Raw genomic sequence first — 15,577 nt, 5'->3', positions numbered from 1 at the left:
CTCAGGCACCTCCCGCGACGGCCGCCGTCGCCCGGCGGCGACGCGTGACCCGGGAGCGGGGGTCGAGGACGGCGCCGAGGCCGGCGAGCAGCCAGACCGGCAGGTAGTACTGCTCGGAGAGGAAGCACGCTGCGACGGCGACGCCGACGAACGACAGGCACACGCCGGCCGCGAGGTCGGCCTCCACCCCGCGGGCCGCCGTACCCCGTCGAGCACCGCGGGCGGCGCCCGCGAACCCGGCCGCCATCATCGCGACGAACCCGCCGAGCCCGACGAGGCCGAGCTCGCTGCTGACATCGAGGTACATCTGGTGGGCGACGTCGAGGTGGGCCGGGTCGGTGACGCGCGGGCCGAGGTAGTCGTCGGAGTCCGCCGCGAAGCCGCCGGGGCCCTGCCCCAGCACGGGATCGGCGGCCGTCATCTCGGCCGCCACCGACCAGGTCACGAAGCGGTCGTCGACATTCTGCGCGGCGATGTGCTGCTTGGCCTCCAGGCTGCTGCGGACCAGCCCGGGGTCGACGGCGACCACGGCGGTGGCCCCCAGTGCGAAGGCGGCCAGCGTGACCAGCACCGTGCGCAGCCGCAGTCGCCCCGCGACGACGCCGTACACGACCATGGCGGCGATGCCCACGAACGCGCCCCGGGAGAAGGTGAGGGCGATGGTGAGCAGCAGCGCAAGCGCGGCGGCGTCGTACGCGAGCCTGGGCAGCAGCGGTCGGCGCCGCAGGGCGATCCCGAACGGCAGCGCGCAGACCAGGTAGAAGGCGAAGTCGTTGGGGTCGGCCATCGGACCGAAGGCCCGGCCCTCACCGGAGACGAGGAAGACGACCATCCCGACGATCGCAGCCGCGGTGCACGACCACCAGAAGACCTCCACGACGCGGCGCGGGGTGGTGCGGGCGCCGGTGGTGGGAGTGGCGGTCGTGGTGACGTCGGTGAGGATCACCAGGATGCCGAGGTAGGACAGGTAGCGGACCATCACGACCACGCCGGCCGAGCCGTGCGAGTGCAGCACGGCTGAGGCGAGCAGCGCCACGGTGAGCACCGCGGCACCGCCGATCACGCCGTGCCGCAGGGCCAGCGGGCGCCGGTCGAGCACCAGCCGGACGAGCCAGGCGACGAACAGCAGGGCGCCGACGCTCTTGACCGAGAGGCTGCCGAAGGACTTCAGCGCGTCGGCGAACGGCGCGAGCGCGACGTAGACGAGCACTGCCCAGCCGATCCGCAGCGTCATCAGCGCCACGGCGGTCAGGGCGGCGACGGCGACGATGGCCTCGATCGGGTGGCCGGCCAGAGCGAGACCGCCGGCCGCGGCGACCAGCGCGAGGGCGATCGTCAGCAGCAACGCGGTGGTGCGGGGCGTGAGGGTGCTGTGCGGGTGGTGGCGCGCGGGCAGACCCAGGACGGCGCTCATCGCGGCCCCCGGCGGTCGCGACGGCGCTCGATCGGCCGCATCCAGGTGTACGCCCCGTCGAGCTGGCGGATGACGTCGGCGGCGTCGTCGAAGGCGAACGCGCGACGCAGTGCGAGCGGGTCGTGGCCGGGCCGGTTGCGGCCGCGGTCGACGGTGATCGCGCGCTCGTACCCGGCGACACCCACCGCTGCGTGGATCTCCGGGTTCCAGCCGCCCATCGGGTAGGCGAAGGAGGAGACCTCGCGCTGGAGGAGGTCCTCCAGGTCGGCCTTGGAGGTCTTCAGCTCGACGGCGACGTCCTCGGGCGCGAGCCCGGGCAGCCACGGGTGGGTGGCGGTGTGCGAGCCGATGTCGAACCCCTCGTCCGCCGCCTCCCGGACCTGCCTGGACGAGGCGATCCGGACGCTGTCGTCGTGCGGGCAGTGGTGGCGATCCCAGGGGAGACGGCCGCCGGCCAGGTAGCTCGAGACGACGAAGACGGTGCCCGGCAGCCCGCGGCGCTGGAGCTCGGGCCAGGCCCGCTCGAAGACGCTGGCGTAGCCGTCGTCGAAGGTGAGGGCGACGGCACGCTCGGGCAGCGCGTCCTCGGCCAGCAGGGCCACGGCCACGGGCAGCGGCAAGACCCGGGCACCCCACGCCTCGAGGGCGTCGAGGTGGCGCCGGAAGTCGTCGAACGACGTCGAGAGCCCACCCGGCCCGGCGTCGATGCGGTGCCAGCCGAGCAGGGTCAGCGCACCGCGGTGGTCGAGCGCCGTTGCGACGCGGGCCAGCGGGTGCGCCACCCGGCCGACCATCCGGTTCGCGGACCTCACGCCGCACCTCCCAGGAACCGCGCCACCGGCCTGCCGCCGGTCAGCGCCCACAGGACGGCGGCGTACAGGGCGATGGCGACAGCGCCGATCAGCACCAGTCCCGGCGCCGATACCCGCGCCCAGGGCATCAGGGCGGTCGCGGTGAGGATCACGGCACCCATCACGGCGCCGCCCACGATCGCCGGTCGCAGGCCCGCGAGCAGGCCGGCCGGGCTGAAGCCGGTCACATGGCGTCGGGCCAGCACGAGGGACGCCGCCGCCGTCACCGCCACCGCGGCGAGCTGGGCGATCGCCACGGCGGTCACGCCGAGGTGGGCCAGCCCCAGCAGCAGCCCGGTGAGCAGCACCAGGTGCAGCAGGTTGAGCACGAAGGTGTCGCGGGTGCGGTCGACCGAGTTCAGCGGCACCTGGCACATCTGCACCAGTCCCAGCAGCAGGCCGTACGCCGCCAGCCACGGCACCGAGGGCACCGCCGGCGCCCACTGGTGGCCCAGCAGCTCCAGCTGGCGGGCGAGCGTCGCCATCCCGACGTAGAGCGGGATCAGCAGGGTCAGCGTCAGCACGCAGACCTGCTCCGCGGCGCGCCCGACCGCGCCCTCGCCGAGCCGGCACAGGTAGGGGAAGGCGGCGCCACCGATCACGACCGCACCGAGCAGGTAGGGCATGAAGGCGAGCCGGAAGGCCACGGAGTACTGTCCGAGCGCGCCGGAGCCCAGCACGCGCGCGACCACCAGATAGTCCACGTTGAGCATCAGCAGCTGGACCATGTTGGCGCCGGCGAGGTGGCGGCCGTAGGCGACCAGCCCGTCCACGTCGTCGCGTCGCCAACCCGGGCGCACCGGCCGGCGAGCCGTCCAACACAGCAGCATGACCAGCACCGACTGGGTCAGCTGGCTGACCACCAGGGCGTAGACGCCGTGGCCGCGCAGGGCCAGCACCAGCGCCACCGGCACGCTCACCAGCGAGGAGACGATGTCGGGCATGACCCGTCGGCCGAAGGCCATGTTGCGGCGCAGCAGCTCGCGGCTCACGCCTGCCACGGCGGTGAAGGGCAGCGCGAGCATCAGCCCGCGGATGACGCCGGTGCCGTCCTCGCCGGTGCGCAGGGCGTCGGAGAGCCACGGTGCGGCCGTCCAGCCGACGGTCACGATGAGGATGCTCATCCCGAGCGCGAGCGTCAGCGCGCTGCGACTCGCCTCCTCGGCGTCGCCACGCCAGTAGACGAGTGCTGTGCTGCTGCCGAGGTCGGTGAACGCGCTGGCAGCGTTGAGGATCAACGAGCCGACAGCGACCACCCCCATCGCCGACGGATCGAGCAGGGCCGCGAGGAGGAGCAGGATGGTCGTCTGCGAGGCCTTCACCACGAACGCGCCCAGGCCGAGCCAGACCGCGCCGCGCAGGGCCGAGAGCCGGCCGGGCGTGGCGTCCCGCGCCGAGCTCGCGGTGGGTGACGCGGTGGGTCCGGCGGTGGGGGAGGCGGTGGGTGACCCGATGGCGCCGGTCTCGGCGGTGTCGGCGAGGGTGCGCATCGCGTCCCAGTCGGGAGCCGGTTGCTCGGTCGCCCGGACGTGCACGAGGTAGCCCGCGAGCATCAGGGCGGCCCGGGTACGGCGGTCCCAGCCGCTCCAGCGACGGCCGCCGACGCGGTGGGGGACCAGGTGGGGCCTGTCGACCAGCTCGCCGCAGCGAGCGGCGAGGTCGCCGCCGCCGTGCACGCTCCGGCGCCGGGCGACGACCAGCAGCCAGTCCAGCCCGAGCGGCGCATCGGGGGTCGCCTGCTCCCAGCGTGAGAGCACCAGCCGGCCGCCGGCGTGGCCGAGCGCTCGCGGCGACAGTGCGCCGTGGCACCAACCGGTGGGGACGGCCTGCTCGAGGCGCTGCAGGGAACGCTCGAACGGCGCACGCAACCGTTCCGGTACGGCGGGGGTCGCCTCGACCCAGGCCCGTGCCCAGCCGGGGCGGGTGCTGCCGGTGACGGTGGTCTGCAGCGCCTGCGCGACCCGCTCCGCGTCGTGCCAGCCGCGTCGGGTGTGGCGCGCGGACACCGCGAGGCGGCGCGCCGCGCGGCCGCTGGGGACCGTCCGGTCGAGGTCGTCGGCGTGGTCGGTGTCGCTCGGCTCACCGGGCCACGGTGAGGCCGTCCAGGGGTGGTCGGCGCTGGTCCCGGTCGCGACGCTGCCGGCGACCAGGTCGGCCAGCGCGGGGACGCCGCGCAGCATCGCGTCGAGGACCGTCTCGCCGGCCGCGTCCGAGAGCGGCGCGCCGACCCGGACGGCGACATCGCGTTCGCCGCGGAAGCGCAGCACCAGCGGACCGTCGCTGTGTACGCCGACGAGCTCCATCCGCTCGCCGAGGGCGCTGCGCAGATCGGCTCCGACGTTGTCGGCGAGTGACTCGAACGGCTCGCCGTCCACGGCCACCCGCGGGAGCGGAGGGGAGCCGAGCACGGAGCGCTCGGCGCGGTGCCGCAGGCGGCGACGGACCCTGCGCTTCTCGGGCAGCGGCCAGTCGCGGCGCCACACGACGGCGGCCCGCTCCGCGTCGGGATAGAGCGTGTAGTCGCCGCGGGCGCCGATGGTCACCAGCGAGCCACGGGCGGACATGAGGTCGAGCAGCGGCTCGAGCCGGTGCAGCCGGGTGTCCACGACGAGCAGCCCCACGCTGCGCCGAGCGATGCCGGCGAGCTGCGGCGAGCGGTCGTCGTCTCCGCCGTCGGCGTCCAGCACCGTCGCCTGGGGGACGTGCGGGAGCAGGGCCGCAGCGAGGTGGGCGGAGACGGCCAGGACGACGTGGCGGTGCGGGCGTGCGGGCAGCAGGGCCACGAGCCCACTGAGCCGGCGGTCGAGGTCACCTGGGTCGACGCTCATGATGGCAGCCCCAGCACGACGCGTCGCTGTGGCAGGACCGCGCGGGCGGTCCACTCGGTCGGCAGCTCGGTCGGCAGCTCGGCCTCATCCGCCCGGCCGAGGACGCGTCCGTAGGCGTCCAGCAGCGACCGGCGCTGGTGCTCGCGGGAGTGCCGGGCGGCCAGGGTCAGGGACGCCCGTTGTGCGGCGTACCAGTGGTGGGGCGCCTCGAGGTCAGCGAGCCGGTGTGCGAGGGCCACCGCGGACCCGGCCAGGCCGGGCAGGTCCAGGCTGTCCAGCGGCGGGATCGAGCGCACCGCCAGGGGGAGTCCGGCGCTCGCCGCCTCCAGGATGCTGAGCGGCGCCGCCTCCCAGGCAGCGGTGTGCAGGTAGACCTGGGCATCGGCCAACCGGTCGAGGATCTCGTCCTGACCGAGCCAACCCGTGACCTCCACCCCGGCAGCCGCGAGCTGTCGCTCGTCAGCGGGCTCCCCGCCGCCGAGCCAGGTCCAGCGCGCACGCAGGCCGAGCTGGTTCTCGGCGTACCGCTTCACGTGCAGGAGGTAGTGCCAGTCCTTCTGCCGGCAGATCCGGCCGGCCGCGACGATGTGCAGCGGGCGGCTGAAGCCGGCGCGCCGCAGCGCCGGGTCGACCGGCCGGTTGGGGGCGTAGGCCACGGTGTCGTGACCCAGTCCCACGGCCAGGTCGAGCTCGCTGGGGGCGACGGCGAGCAGAAGGTCGGTGCGAGCGGCGAGCCCGCGCTCGATGCCGGTGAAGGCGCGCCGCTGGAGGGCGGAGAGATCACGGCGCTCGAAGGCGAAGCAGTGCGGGCTGTAGACGACACGGGCACCGCGAAGGCCGGCGATCCGTACGACGGCGCCGGCCACCGAGGAGTGCGCGTGGACGATGTCGGGGAACAGCTCGCGCACGCGGCGACGTACCGAGCCGACGGCCGCGACGGGGTTGCGCGGCAGCATGGTGACCGAGGTGAAGAGGCGGGCGAGGTCGGTACCGGTGTCGTGGGCCGTCCTGGGACGGGCCAGCAGGTGGTGGTCGAGCTCGGGCGTCGCCTCGACCATCGCCGAGATCGCCGAGGTGATGCCGCCGCCGAGTGCCTCGGAGACGTGCAGGATCCGCATCGTGGTCACGTCCGTCCTCCGCGTGCTCACCGCTCCTCCGCGGCGATGCCGCGGAAGAGGGAGCCCAGCGGCCAGGCAGCGGGCACGTCCCCGCCGGAAGCGCTCTGCGCCTGGCCGCTGGTCCGGTCCGCGGCCCCCGCCGCGGTCGGCTCGGTGTTCCCCTCGTCGGGGTGATCGGTGTCGTCGGTGCCTTCGGCGGCGAGCTGGGCCTCCAGCTCCGCCTCGAGCTCGGCCTCGGCGTCGATGTCCTCCGGGTTGATGTCCTCGGTGCCGGTGTCCTCGGTGCCGGTGTCCTCGGTGCCGGTGTCCTCGGTGCCGGTGTCCTCGGGGTCGGTCGCCGGCTCAGGAGCGACGTCCGCGTCCTGGTGGGTCGGGGAGGGCTTCTGGGCACCCGTCGCGACGGCCTCCGGGGTAGCGTTCCGGTCGGCGCTGCCGGCCGTGGGCTCGGACGGCGCCACGACGGCTACCCGCGCCGCCGCGTCCCGGCCGATCTCGGCCAGACGGTCGCCCTGGCGCTGGATCGAGACCAGGTAGGAGGCGATCGCGTCGGCGAACGACCGGGCCGAGTGGGCAGCCTCCTCGGCCGCCAGCTGGGCGCGGCTCAACACGTCGCGCGCCTCCGCACGGATCGCCTCGGCGTCCCGGTCGGCGGCGGCGCTGACGCGGGCGACGTACTGCCGACTGGTCTCCGCGGCCTCGGCGAGCGCGGCGCGCTCGGCCTCCGCACGGATCCGGTCCGCATCGGCGCTGGCCGCATCGAGCAGACCGGAGACGGCCTGCTCCACCTGCCGGCGCTGCACCGCCGCCCAGGCGCTCGTCTCCTCGCGGGCCTGGGCCGCCTCCCGCTCGGCCTCCTCGTTGAGCCGCAGCGCTGTCTCCTGGGCCTCCCGCATGATCTGCTCGGCCTGAGCGGACGCCTGGCCGCGGACCTTGGTCGCCAGCGCGAGCATCCGCTGGGCCTGCTTCTGCGCCTGCAGCGTGGCCTGGAGGGCCTGGGCGTGCTCGGATGCCTCACCGGCGACCCGCTTGAGCGGAGCCGGACCGGGCGTGCTGGCGATCGTGGTCACCTGCTCCAGGCGCCGCATCAGCTCCTCGAGATCGGTGGGTACGGCGCCCTCCGCGGCGACCACGCTCTCGACGAGCTCGGCCTCCGGGACCTCGGTGTCCGGGACCTCGGTGTCTACGACCTCGTTGTCAGTGGGCCGGACCCCGTCGGACTCACCGGTGTTCTCGATCGCATCGGTGTCCTCGGGCTTCTCGGCGCCCTCGTCGGTGACGGGATCTGTGACCACGGTGGCCTCCTCGACGGCCTCGACCTCGGCAGCGCTGTCGCGTGCCGCGCCGACGCCGTACTGCTGCCCCAGCTCACGCGCTGCCTTGGTTCGGTTGAACATGCCCCACTAGTGCCGGGTGGTGGCCCCGTGATCCGACGGGCTCGAAGAAAGCCGAGAAAAATTCCTGCGGGTCGGTCCGGACGGTTCCGGCCGCGGCGTGCACTAGAGGGGCATGCCACCTCACCTCAGCACCCGCGGGCTCAAGGTCCTGGTCACCGGCGGCGCCGGATTCATCGGCAGCACCGTCTGCTCCGCGCTGGTCGATGCCGGGCACGTCCCGGTCGTGCTGGACGACCTGAGCACCGGGCGGCGGGAGTTCGCCCGCGGCCGCGCGTTCTACGAGGGTGACATCGCCGACGGCACCGTCGTCGGCCGGATCCTCGCCGAGCACCCGGACATCGCCTGCACGATCCACTGCGCGGCCGCCATCGTCGTACCGGAGTCGGTGGCCGAGCCCTTGGACTACTACGACAACAACGTCGCCCGCAGCGTGCGACTGTTCGGTCTGCTGGCCGCGCACGGCAAGCGCCGGGTGCTGTTCAGCTCCTCGGCCTCGATCTATGCCGCCGACCACGCCGGTGGCGTCGACGAGGCGGCGCCGCTGGCACCCGGCAGCCCGTACGCGCGCACCAAGGCGATGATCGAGCGCGTGCTCGCCGACGCCGCCGCCGCCGGGGCGCTCGAAGCCGTGTCGTTGCGCTACTTCAACCCCATCGGGGCCGATCCGCTGCTGCGCACGGGCCTGGCCATGGACCGGCCCTCGCACGCGCTCGGCCGGCTCATCGAGGCATGGGAGAGCGGTACGCCGTTCGCCCTGACCGGGGTGGACTGGCCGACCCGCGACGGCACCGGCCTGCGCGACTACGTCCACGTGTGGGACCTCGCCCGTGCCCACGTCCGCGCGGTCGAGCGGTTCGACGACCTGATCGCCGCGGGGCGCGAGGGGCATCTCGCCCTCAACCTCGGCACCGGCCGCGGGACGACGGTCCGCGAGCTCGTCGAGGCCTTCGGCCGTGCGGTCGGCACCCCGGTCCCGGTCGTCGAGACCGCGCGACGCCCCGGCGACGTGGCCGGCGCCTATGCCCGCAGCCGTCACGACCCAGCGCTGCTCGGCTGGCGCCCCGAGCTCACCGTCGCCGACGGGATCCGGCACGCCCTGGCCTGGCGGGAGCGGTGGCTGGCGCTGAACCCGGCGGCGTGATCGCTGGTCTTTTGTTGGGGTAGTCCGGGGCGGAAATCAGCGGTTCGGGCCGCTGAGGGCTGATTTGCGCCCCGGACTACCCCGACGATCGCCCCCGCACCACCCAGGCATGATGTGCTCATGACCCGCATCGACGAGATCCCCGGACCAGACGGCCGCACCCTCGAGGTGCTCACCGGGGGAGATCCGGACGGCTTCCCGCTGCTCTTCCACATGGGCTCGCCGTCGGCGGTGGCGGCCAGCGCTGCCATCGACGCGGCGGCCCGGGCGGCCGGGCTGCGCTATGTCACCCTCTCCCGTCCTGGGTACGGTCGCTCCACGCCCCGGCCGGCGCCGGGCCGGTTCGCCGACGACGTGGCGGACAGCCTGGCGGTGCTCGACCACCTCGGCATCGACGCGTTCCTCACCGCCGGCTGGTCCGGGGGCGGGCCGCGGGCGCTGGCCTGCGCCGCCCTGCTGCCGGACCGCTGTCGTGCCGCTGCCACGATCGCGGGGGTGGCGCCGTACCGTGCCGAGGGCCTCGACTGGTTCGACGGCATGGCGGCGGAGAACCTGGAGGAGTACCACGCCGCCGAGCAGGGCCCCGAGGTCTACGGCGCGCTGGTCACCGAGCAGATCCTGCCGATGCTCGCCGCCACGCCCGACCAGATCGCCGACGCGATGGGCGGCCTGGTGACGCCGGTCGACAAGGCGATGGTCACCGACGACTTCGCGGACTGGATGAGCCGCACCTTCAACCACGCCGGCGCTCAGGGCGCCATCGGCGTGCGCGACGACGGGTTGGCCGCCGTCGCACCGTGGGGCTTCGAGCTGGCCGACATCCGGGTCCCGGTCGCGATCTGGCAGGGCCGGCAGGACGCGATGGTGCCCTACGCGCACGGCGCCTGGCTGGCCGAGCACGTCCCGGGCGCGCGGGCCCACCTGTTCGAGGACGAGGGCCACCTCTCGCTCGTGGGCCGGCTCGACGACATCTTCGCCGACCTCAAGGAGCTCGCCGGGAGATAGCTCGGCGGCGCCGGACACACCCGCCGTACGTCGCCTACTTCCCGTGCGGGTCGCTCCGGTTGAGCGTCGCGACGACCTGGTCGTAGTCGCCGCGCGCCTCGCCGTACCGGAGGAACTTCACGCGCTCGACCTGGATCTCCGTGGCGTCGGGCTGGTGCTCGATCAGCTCGACGACCTCGGCGATGAACTCCTCGAGCGGCATCGCGAACGCGCTCTCGCGCTGCCCGGGCAGCAGGTCGGTCTGCACCGCCGGCGGCTCGAGCTCGACGACGCTGACACCCGTGCCGGCGAGCTGGAGGCGGATCGACTCGCTGAGCAGGTGGATGGCGGCCTTGGTGGCGTTGTAGGTCGGGGTGACCTTCAGCGGCGCGAACGCCAGCCCCGAGGAGACGGTGACGATGGTCGCCTCCGGCCGGTCGCGCAGGTGGTCGAGGAACGCGTCGATGAGCCGGATCGGCCCGAGCAGGTTGGTGGTGACGATCTCGGCCGCCTGCTCGGCGAACCCGCCGCGCGTCCAGTCCTCGACCCGCATGATGCCGGCCATCGTGATCAGCACGTTCAGCTCGGGATGGTCGGCGAGGACCTGCCGCGCGGCAGCCTCGATGCTCGCCGGGTCGGCGGTGTCGATGGCGATGGTCGCCAGGCCGTGCTCGGCAGCGATCTGGTCGAGCAGGTTGCGACGGCGACCGCCGACGATGACGGTGTTGCCCTTGTCCCGCAGGGCGAGGGCCAGGGCGAGACCGATGCCGCTGGTGGCACCGGGGATGAAGATGGTGTTTCCACTGATTCGCATGTGCCTAGCCAACCGTGTCGGTGAAGCGGGCGGCAGAGAGCGCTCATCGGGGGATCGGCGGTCCCTGTCTCGGCGCTGTCGGGTGCGCCATCATCGAGCCATGGACCGAGCCGCACTCGCCGACTTCCTGGTACGCCGCCGGCAGGATCTCGTGCCGGCCGACGTCGGGCTGCCGACCGGTGCCCGGCGCCGTACTCCCGGCCTGCGCCGCGAGGAGGTCGCGGCCCTGGCCACCATGTCGACCGACTACTACACCCGGCTCGAGCAGCGCCGCGGCCCGCAGCCGAGCGTGCAGATGCTCGCCGCGCTCGCCCGGGCGCTCCGTCTCACGCCGGACGAGCGCGATTACCTCTACCGGGTCGCCGGCCACAGCGCGCCGGACCGGCTGGCGCCGGGCGAGTACGTCGCGCCGGCGCTGCTGCGGGTGCTCGACCGGCTCTCGGACACGCCGGCGATGGTGATCAGCGCTCTGGCCGAGACGCTGGTGCAGAACGACCCGGCCCGGGCGCTGTTCGGCGACCAGACGGCCTACGTCGGCCTCGAGCGCAGCGAGGTGTATCGCTGGTTCGTCCGTCCGGGGACCGAGCGGCTGCGCTACCCCGAGGTCGATCGGCCGCGGCACAGCCGAGCACTGGTCGCCTCGATGCGGGCGGCGTACGGCTCGATGGGTCCGCGCTCGCGGGCCGGTGAGCTGGTGCGCGAGCTGCAGCGGCTCAGCCCCGAGTTCGCAGAGCTGTGGGAGCGGCACGAGGTCGCGCGCCGCTTCGAGGATCACAAGGTGCTGGTCCACCCCGAGGTCGGGGCGATCGAGCTCGACTGCCAGGTGCTGTTCACCGAGGACCAGTCGCAGGCGCTGCTGGTGCTGACAGCTGCTCCGCGCACGGAGGACGACGACAAGCTGCGCCTGTTGGCGGTGCTCGGCACGCAGCAGTTCAGCGCGCGCAGCTGATCGCGGACGGAGGCCCGACTCGACCCGGACGGAGGCCCGACTCGACCCGGACGGAGGCCCGAGTCGACCCGGACGGAGGCCCGAGTCAGCGCGCGGGCTGCATCCGGTACTCCAAGGTGTCCAGCATGACCTCGACCTGCCGGTAGGTCTCGGAGCTGTCCGCCCCGATCGCGCGCTCGGCGCCGAGCGCGTCGCGCATCGCGTCGAGGTACCGCTGCTGCACCGTCAGCAGCTGGTCGCGCGGGACCGGCGGGCCCTCCCGGGTGTCCTTCGTCGCGGCGATCAGTCGCGGCAGGACGCTCTCCTCCATGGTGTGCACCAGCGCCGGGTCCAGCGGCTGGCCGTCGATGGTCTGCTCGCGCAGCGGACCGAGGCTGTCGATGGCCGTCTCGCCCACCCGCCGCAACAGCCCCTGGACGGCATCGTGCCGCTCCTCCTCGGTTGCCGGGGTGAACCGCATCCGCGCGATCAGCGCCGGCAGGGTCAGTCCGAAGAGCACCAGCGTGATCAGCGCGACGAAGAACGCCGCCAGGATCACGGTGGCACGGTGCGGGGTGCCGACCGGGATGGTCTGGGCGGCGGCGACCGTGACGACGCCGCGCATGCCGGCCCAGGCCAGCACCAGCATGCCGCGTGCGGTGATCGGCTCGCGCTCCTCGAACGCCGCGTCGGCCCGGCCCCGCGCGAGCCGGTGCCGCGCCCAGGCGAGCCGGCTCTCCTCGCGCTCGTCGGTCGGCGTCATGGCGTCGAGCCTCTCCTCGAAGGAGGTCAGCCGGGCCTCGACCTGATCGCCGCGCTCGCCGGGCCCGAAGCGGTCGGTCATCGCGGGCCAGGCCAGCCCGAGGAAGCGGATGGCGATCAGCAGGCCCACCACGATCAGGACCAGGCCGGTGATCTGACCGGTGTCGGTCTCCGAGCGGGCCGCGTCGACCAGCTCCGGCAGCTCGTAGCCCATCGCCAGGAAGACGGCGCTCTCCAGGATGAAGCTGATGGTGGTCCAGGTGGTCGACTGGGTCTGCCGGTCCCGCGCGCTGAACCGGCGGCTGCCCATCGTGCCGGTGAGCAGGCCGGCGACCACCACCGCGAGCACTCCCGAGGCGTGCGCCTCCTCGGCGGGGAAGTAGGCGAGGAAGGGCACCGCGAAGGAGATGGTGGTGTTGAGCACCGGGTCGTCGAGTCGCTGTCGCAGGAGGACCGTCACCACCCCGACGATCAGCCCGATCACGACACCGCCGAGGACGGCCCAGCCGAAGTCGAGCACCGTGTGACCCAGGCTGAAGCCGCTCGCTGTCAGCGCCGCGACCGCCGTGCGCAGCAACACCAGCGCGGACGCGTCGTTGACCAGGCTCTCGCCCTCCAGCACCGTCATCAGCCGCGGTGGCAGTCCGACCCGGTGGCCGATCGCGGAGGCGGCGACGGCGTCCGTGGGGCTGACCACGGCGCCCAGCGCGGTCGCCAGCGCGAAGGAGATCCCCGGGAAGACCGCGTGCACGACGGCGCCGATGACCAGCGCCGAGACGATCACCATCACCACCGACAACCAGGTGATCAGGGAGAGGTTGCGGCGGATGTCCAGCACCGGCAGCTGCACCGCCGAGGCGTAGAGCAGCGGCGGTAGCACCCCGGCCAGCACCAGCTCGGGCTCGACGTGGATCTCGGGCGTCGGCGGCAGGTAGCTGGCGCCGATCCCCAGTGCGACCAGGAGCAGCGGGGTGGCGATGCCGGTCCGGCGGGAGAACACCGAGGCGGCGATCATGATCGCCAGTGCCGCACCGGCGATGAGCACGAACTCGTGGTCCATGAGGCGGAGTCTAGGGATCCCGTGTCAGGCCTCAGCGCCGTCGCGGCAGCCAGTCGCCGTGCTGCACCACGTCGTACAGGGCCAGAGCAGCCGCGCCCGCACGCCTGTCGGTGCGCCACGACAACCCGATCCGTCGGATCGCGTGGGCCTCACCGATCGGGACCTCCACCACGTCGGTCGGGTGCGGGACGGCAGCCGGGAGTACGGCGACGCCCAGCCCGGCGGCGACCAACCCGCGCAGGGTCTGCACGTCCTCGCCCTCGAAGGCGATGGTCGGGGTGATGCCCGCCTCGGCGAGGAGGTCGTCGACCTGCAGGCGCAGGCCGAAGGCCGTCCGCATCACCAGCAGCGGCTCGGCGGCGATGTCCTGCAGCCGCACCCGTCGCCGCCGGGCCAGCCGGTGCTCCGGCGGGACGGCCAGCACCAGCGGCTCGTCGTAGAGGTGGACGGTGCGTACGTTCGCCGTCGCCGGCAGCGCGGGGGAGACGATGACGGCGTCGGCCGCGCCGGAGTCGAGGGCCTCCAGGCAGGCGTCCCGGGCGCCCTGGTGCAGGTCGAACCGCGCGGTGGGGTGCTCGGCCCGGAGCGCCCGGACGAGCGCCGGGACCACGATCCTTCCCTGGGTGTGCTGGAAGGCCAGCGAGACGGCGTCCGCCCGCTCGCCGGTGAGTCGCTCGACCGCAGCGAGACCGTCGTGGAGGGCGGCCAGCGCGCGCTCGGCGTACGGGAGCAGTGCGGTGGCCTCCGCGCTCAGCCGTACGCCGCGTCCGTCGCGGTCGAGCACCGGCACGCCCAGTCGCTCGGCCAGCCGGGCCAGACCCCTGCTGACCGTCGGCTGCGGGACGCCCAGCTCGTCCGCGGCAGCGGTCACCCCGCCGGTCGCGTCGACGGCCACGAGGTAGGGGAGGTCGGCCAACACCTCGCGTCGGGCCGACGTGGTCAGCTGAGACATGCGGACATGATATCGGTAGGTGCCGATCCATGCATTGGTGCGATCGGATGCGACGTCCTACCGTCGATCGCATGACGATGACCAGCGTCCCTGCGGTCCGATGGGAGGGGCACTCGCGCGAGTCGACCGAGTACCGCCGCATCCTGGTCGCGCTGGCGTGCGCCGGCGTGGCCACCTTCGCGCAGCTCTACTCGCCCCAGGGCATCCTGCCGCTGGTCTCCCGCTCGCTCGACGTGAGCGCCGACCGCTCGGCGCTGCTCATCTCCGCCGCGACCCTGGGCCTCGCCGCCGGGGTGCTGCCCTGGTCGTGGGTGGCGGACCGGATCGGACGGTTGGCCGCGATGCGACTCTCCCTGGTGGCGGCGACAGTCCTCGGGCTGGCGGTGGTGCTGTGCCCGGACTTCACCTGGATCCTGGCGCTGCGCATCGCCGAGGGAGCCGCGCTCGGCGGTCTCCCCGCGCTCGCCGTGACCTACCTGCAGGAGGAGATCCACCCGGCGCACACCGCCGTCGCGGCCGGTACCTACGTCTCGGGTACGACGATCGGCGGCCTGCTGGGCCGGGTCGTCGCCGCCCCGGTCGCGGCAGCTCTCGGCTGGCGCTGGGGTGTGGCCAGCGTGGTGGTGCTCTCGGCCGTCGCGGCGGCGGCCTTCATGCTGCTCGCACCGGCGCCGCGCGGCTTCCGGCGGAACACACGCGCGCCCGGTGCCGCGGTCCTACGGCTGGTCGCGACGCACCTGCGCGACCCGCGGATGCTGGTGCTCTACGGGCAGGGCTTCTTGCTGATGGGCGGCTTCGTCACGATCTACAACTACCTCGCGTTCCGGCTGCAGCGGGCGCCGTTCGACCTCAGCACGGGCGTCACCTCGCTGCTCTTCCTCGCCTACCTGGCGGGCACCTGGTCCTCGCGGCGGGCGGGTCTCGCGGCGACCCGGCTCGGACGCCGCCGGGTGCTGCTGGCGAGCATCGCGGTGATGATCGCCGGCGTGCTGTTGACCCTGGTGACCTGGCTCCCCGGTGTGCTGGTGGGTCTGGTGGTGCTGACCGTCGGCTTCTTCGGTGCCCACGCGATCGCATCGGGCTGGACGGGCGCCCGCGCGCGGGTCGGCCGGTCCCAGGCGACGTCGCTGTACAACCTCTTCTACTACCTCGGCTCGAGTGTCATGGGCTGGCTCGGCGGCGTGGTGTTCACCCACGCCGGCTGGAGCGCCACCGCGGTGGCGGTGGCGGTGATGGCGGCGCTCGCCGGCGCCTGGGCGCTGCTCACCGCCGACGCGTAGGGCCGCCCGGCCGGCGCCGGACGGCCCTGCACGGTCGCGTTGCGGGCGGTT

Annotated in this window: 12 protein-coding genes; 4 read left to right on the top strand and 8 right to left on the bottom strand. The window is 73.8% G+C overall.

Annotation, left to right across the window (positions count from 1 at the left end):
- Position 1: 1 nt before the first annotated feature.
- The 5 genes from P5P86_RS13615 to P5P86_RS13595 are packed head-to-tail and all read right to left on the bottom strand — an operon-like array spanning position 2 to position 7,605.
- Entirely contained in the window at positions 2–1,414 is a 1,413-nt protein-coding gene (locus P5P86_RS13615) for an O-antigen ligase family protein (RefSeq protein WP_280607984.1), read from the bottom strand.
- Entirely contained in the window at positions 1,411–2,226 is an 816-nt protein-coding gene (locus tag P5P86_RS13610) for a polysaccharide deacetylase family protein (RefSeq protein ID WP_280607983.1), read from the bottom strand. Before P5P86_RS13610 ends, P5P86_RS13615 begins: the two co-directional genes overlap by 4 nt.
- Positions 2,223–5,093 (bottom strand): oligosaccharide flippase family protein, encoded by a 2,871-nt coding sequence (locus P5P86_RS13605; RefSeq protein WP_280607982.1) that lies wholly within the window; start codon positions 5,091–5,093, stop codon positions 2,223–2,225. The genes P5P86_RS13610 and P5P86_RS13605 overlap by 4 nt, the downstream gene beginning before the upstream one ends.
- Entirely contained in the window at positions 5,090–6,241 is a 1,152-nt protein-coding gene (locus tag P5P86_RS13600; RefSeq protein ID WP_280607981.1) for a glycosyltransferase, read from the bottom strand. Before P5P86_RS13600 ends, P5P86_RS13605 begins: the two co-directional genes overlap by 4 nt.
- Positions 6,238–7,605, bottom strand: coding sequence for a hypothetical protein (locus P5P86_RS13595; RefSeq protein WP_280607980.1), 1,368 nt, complete (start codon positions 7,603–7,605; stop codon positions 6,238–6,240). The genes P5P86_RS13600 and P5P86_RS13595 overlap by 4 nt, the downstream gene beginning before the upstream one ends.
- A gap of 112 nt (positions 7,606–7,717) precedes the next feature.
- Here P5P86_RS13595 and galE point away from each other — a divergent pair, with 112 nt between their 5' ends.
- Both galE and P5P86_RS13585 read left to right on the top strand, forming a co-directional pair.
- Positions 7,718–8,746, top strand: coding sequence for a UDP-glucose 4-epimerase GalE (gene galE / locus P5P86_RS13590; RefSeq protein ID WP_280607979.1), 1,029 nt, complete (start codon positions 7,718–7,720; stop codon positions 8,744–8,746).
- A 120-nt stretch (positions 8,747–8,866) separates the two neighbouring features.
- Positions 8,867–9,751, top strand: coding sequence for an alpha/beta fold hydrolase (locus P5P86_RS13585; RefSeq protein WP_280607978.1), 885 nt, complete (start codon positions 8,867–8,869; stop codon positions 9,749–9,751).
- 34 nt (positions 9,752–9,785) lie between these two features.
- On the opposite strand, the gene P5P86_RS13580 is transcribed toward P5P86_RS13585, so the two are convergent.
- Entirely contained in the window at positions 9,786–10,544 is a 759-nt protein-coding gene (locus P5P86_RS13580) for an SDR family oxidoreductase (RefSeq protein ID WP_280607977.1), read from the bottom strand.
- A gap of 100 nt (positions 10,545–10,644) precedes the next feature.
- Between P5P86_RS13580 and P5P86_RS13575 the strand changes: the two genes are divergently transcribed.
- Positions 10,645–11,493, top strand: coding sequence for an MmyB family transcriptional regulator (locus P5P86_RS13575; protein ID WP_280607976.1), 849 nt, complete (start codon positions 10,645–10,647; stop codon positions 11,491–11,493).
- An 85-nt stretch (positions 11,494–11,578) separates the two neighbouring features.
- Here P5P86_RS13575 and P5P86_RS13570 read toward each other — a convergent pair whose 3' ends face one another.
- Both P5P86_RS13570 and P5P86_RS13565 read right to left on the bottom strand, forming a co-directional pair.
- Positions 11,579–13,294, bottom strand: a complete 1,716-nt coding sequence (locus P5P86_RS13570; protein WP_280607975.1) for a cation:proton antiporter — start codon at positions 13,292–13,294, stop codon at positions 11,579–11,581.
- Positions 13,295–13,325: 31 nt separating this feature from the next.
- Positions 13,326–14,246 carry a LysR family transcriptional regulator gene (locus P5P86_RS13565; RefSeq protein ID WP_280607974.1) on the bottom strand — a complete coding sequence of 307 codons (921 nt, stop codon included), beginning with the start codon at positions 14,244–14,246 and terminating at the stop codon, positions 13,326–13,328.
- Positions 14,247–14,317: 71 nt separating this feature from the next.
- Between P5P86_RS13565 and P5P86_RS13560 the strand changes: the two genes are divergently transcribed.
- Positions 14,318–15,526 (top strand): MFS transporter, encoded by a 1,209-nt coding sequence (locus P5P86_RS13560; RefSeq protein ID WP_280607973.1) that lies wholly within the window; start codon positions 14,318–14,320, stop codon positions 15,524–15,526.
- The last annotated feature ends 51 nt before the right edge of the window (positions 15,527–15,577 follow it).

The sequence above is a fragment of the Nocardioides sp. BP30 genome (assembly GCF_029873215.1).
In the GTDB taxonomy this organism is placed as follows: Bacteria; Actinomycetota; Actinomycetes; order Propionibacteriales; family Nocardioidaceae; genus Nocardioides.
This window is presented reverse-complemented; position numbering and strand designations above follow the sequence as displayed.

Excerpts from the sequence above, each read along its gene's own strand:
- P5P86_RS13615 (WP_280607984.1), bottom strand. The coding sequence starts at position 1,414 with ATGAGCGCCGTCCTGGGTCTGCCCGCGCGCCACCACCCGCACAGCACC.
- P5P86_RS13605 (WP_280607982.1), bottom strand. The coding sequence starts at position 5,093 with ATGAGCGTCGACCCAGGTGACCTCGACCGCCGGCTCAGTGGGCTCGTG.
- P5P86_RS13595 (WP_280607980.1), bottom strand. The coding sequence starts at position 7,605 with ATGTTCAACCGAACCAAGGCAGCGCGTGAGCTGGGGCAGCAGTACGGC.
- galE (WP_280607979.1), top strand. The coding sequence starts at position 7,718 with ATGCCACCTCACCTCAGCACCCGCGGGCTCAAGGTCCTGGTCACCGGC.
- P5P86_RS13585 (WP_280607978.1), top strand. The coding sequence starts at position 8,867 with ATGACCCGCATCGACGAGATCCCCGGACCAGACGGCCGCACCCTCGAG.
- P5P86_RS13580 (WP_280607977.1), bottom strand. The coding sequence starts at position 10,544 with ATGCGAATCAGTGGAAACACCATCTTCATCCCCGGTGCCACCAGCGGC.
- P5P86_RS13575 (WP_280607976.1), top strand. The coding sequence starts at position 10,645 with ATGGACCGAGCCGCACTCGCCGACTTCCTGGTACGCCGCCGGCAGGAT.
- P5P86_RS13570 (WP_280607975.1), bottom strand. The coding sequence starts at position 13,294 with ATGGACCACGAGTTCGTGCTCATCGCCGGTGCGGCACTGGCGATCATG.
- P5P86_RS13565 (WP_280607974.1), bottom strand. The coding sequence starts at position 14,246 with ATGTCTCAGCTGACCACGTCGGCCCGACGCGAGGTGTTGGCCGACCTC.
- P5P86_RS13560 (WP_280607973.1), top strand. The coding sequence starts at position 14,318 with ATGACGATGACCAGCGTCCCTGCGGTCCGATGGGAGGGGCACTCGCGC.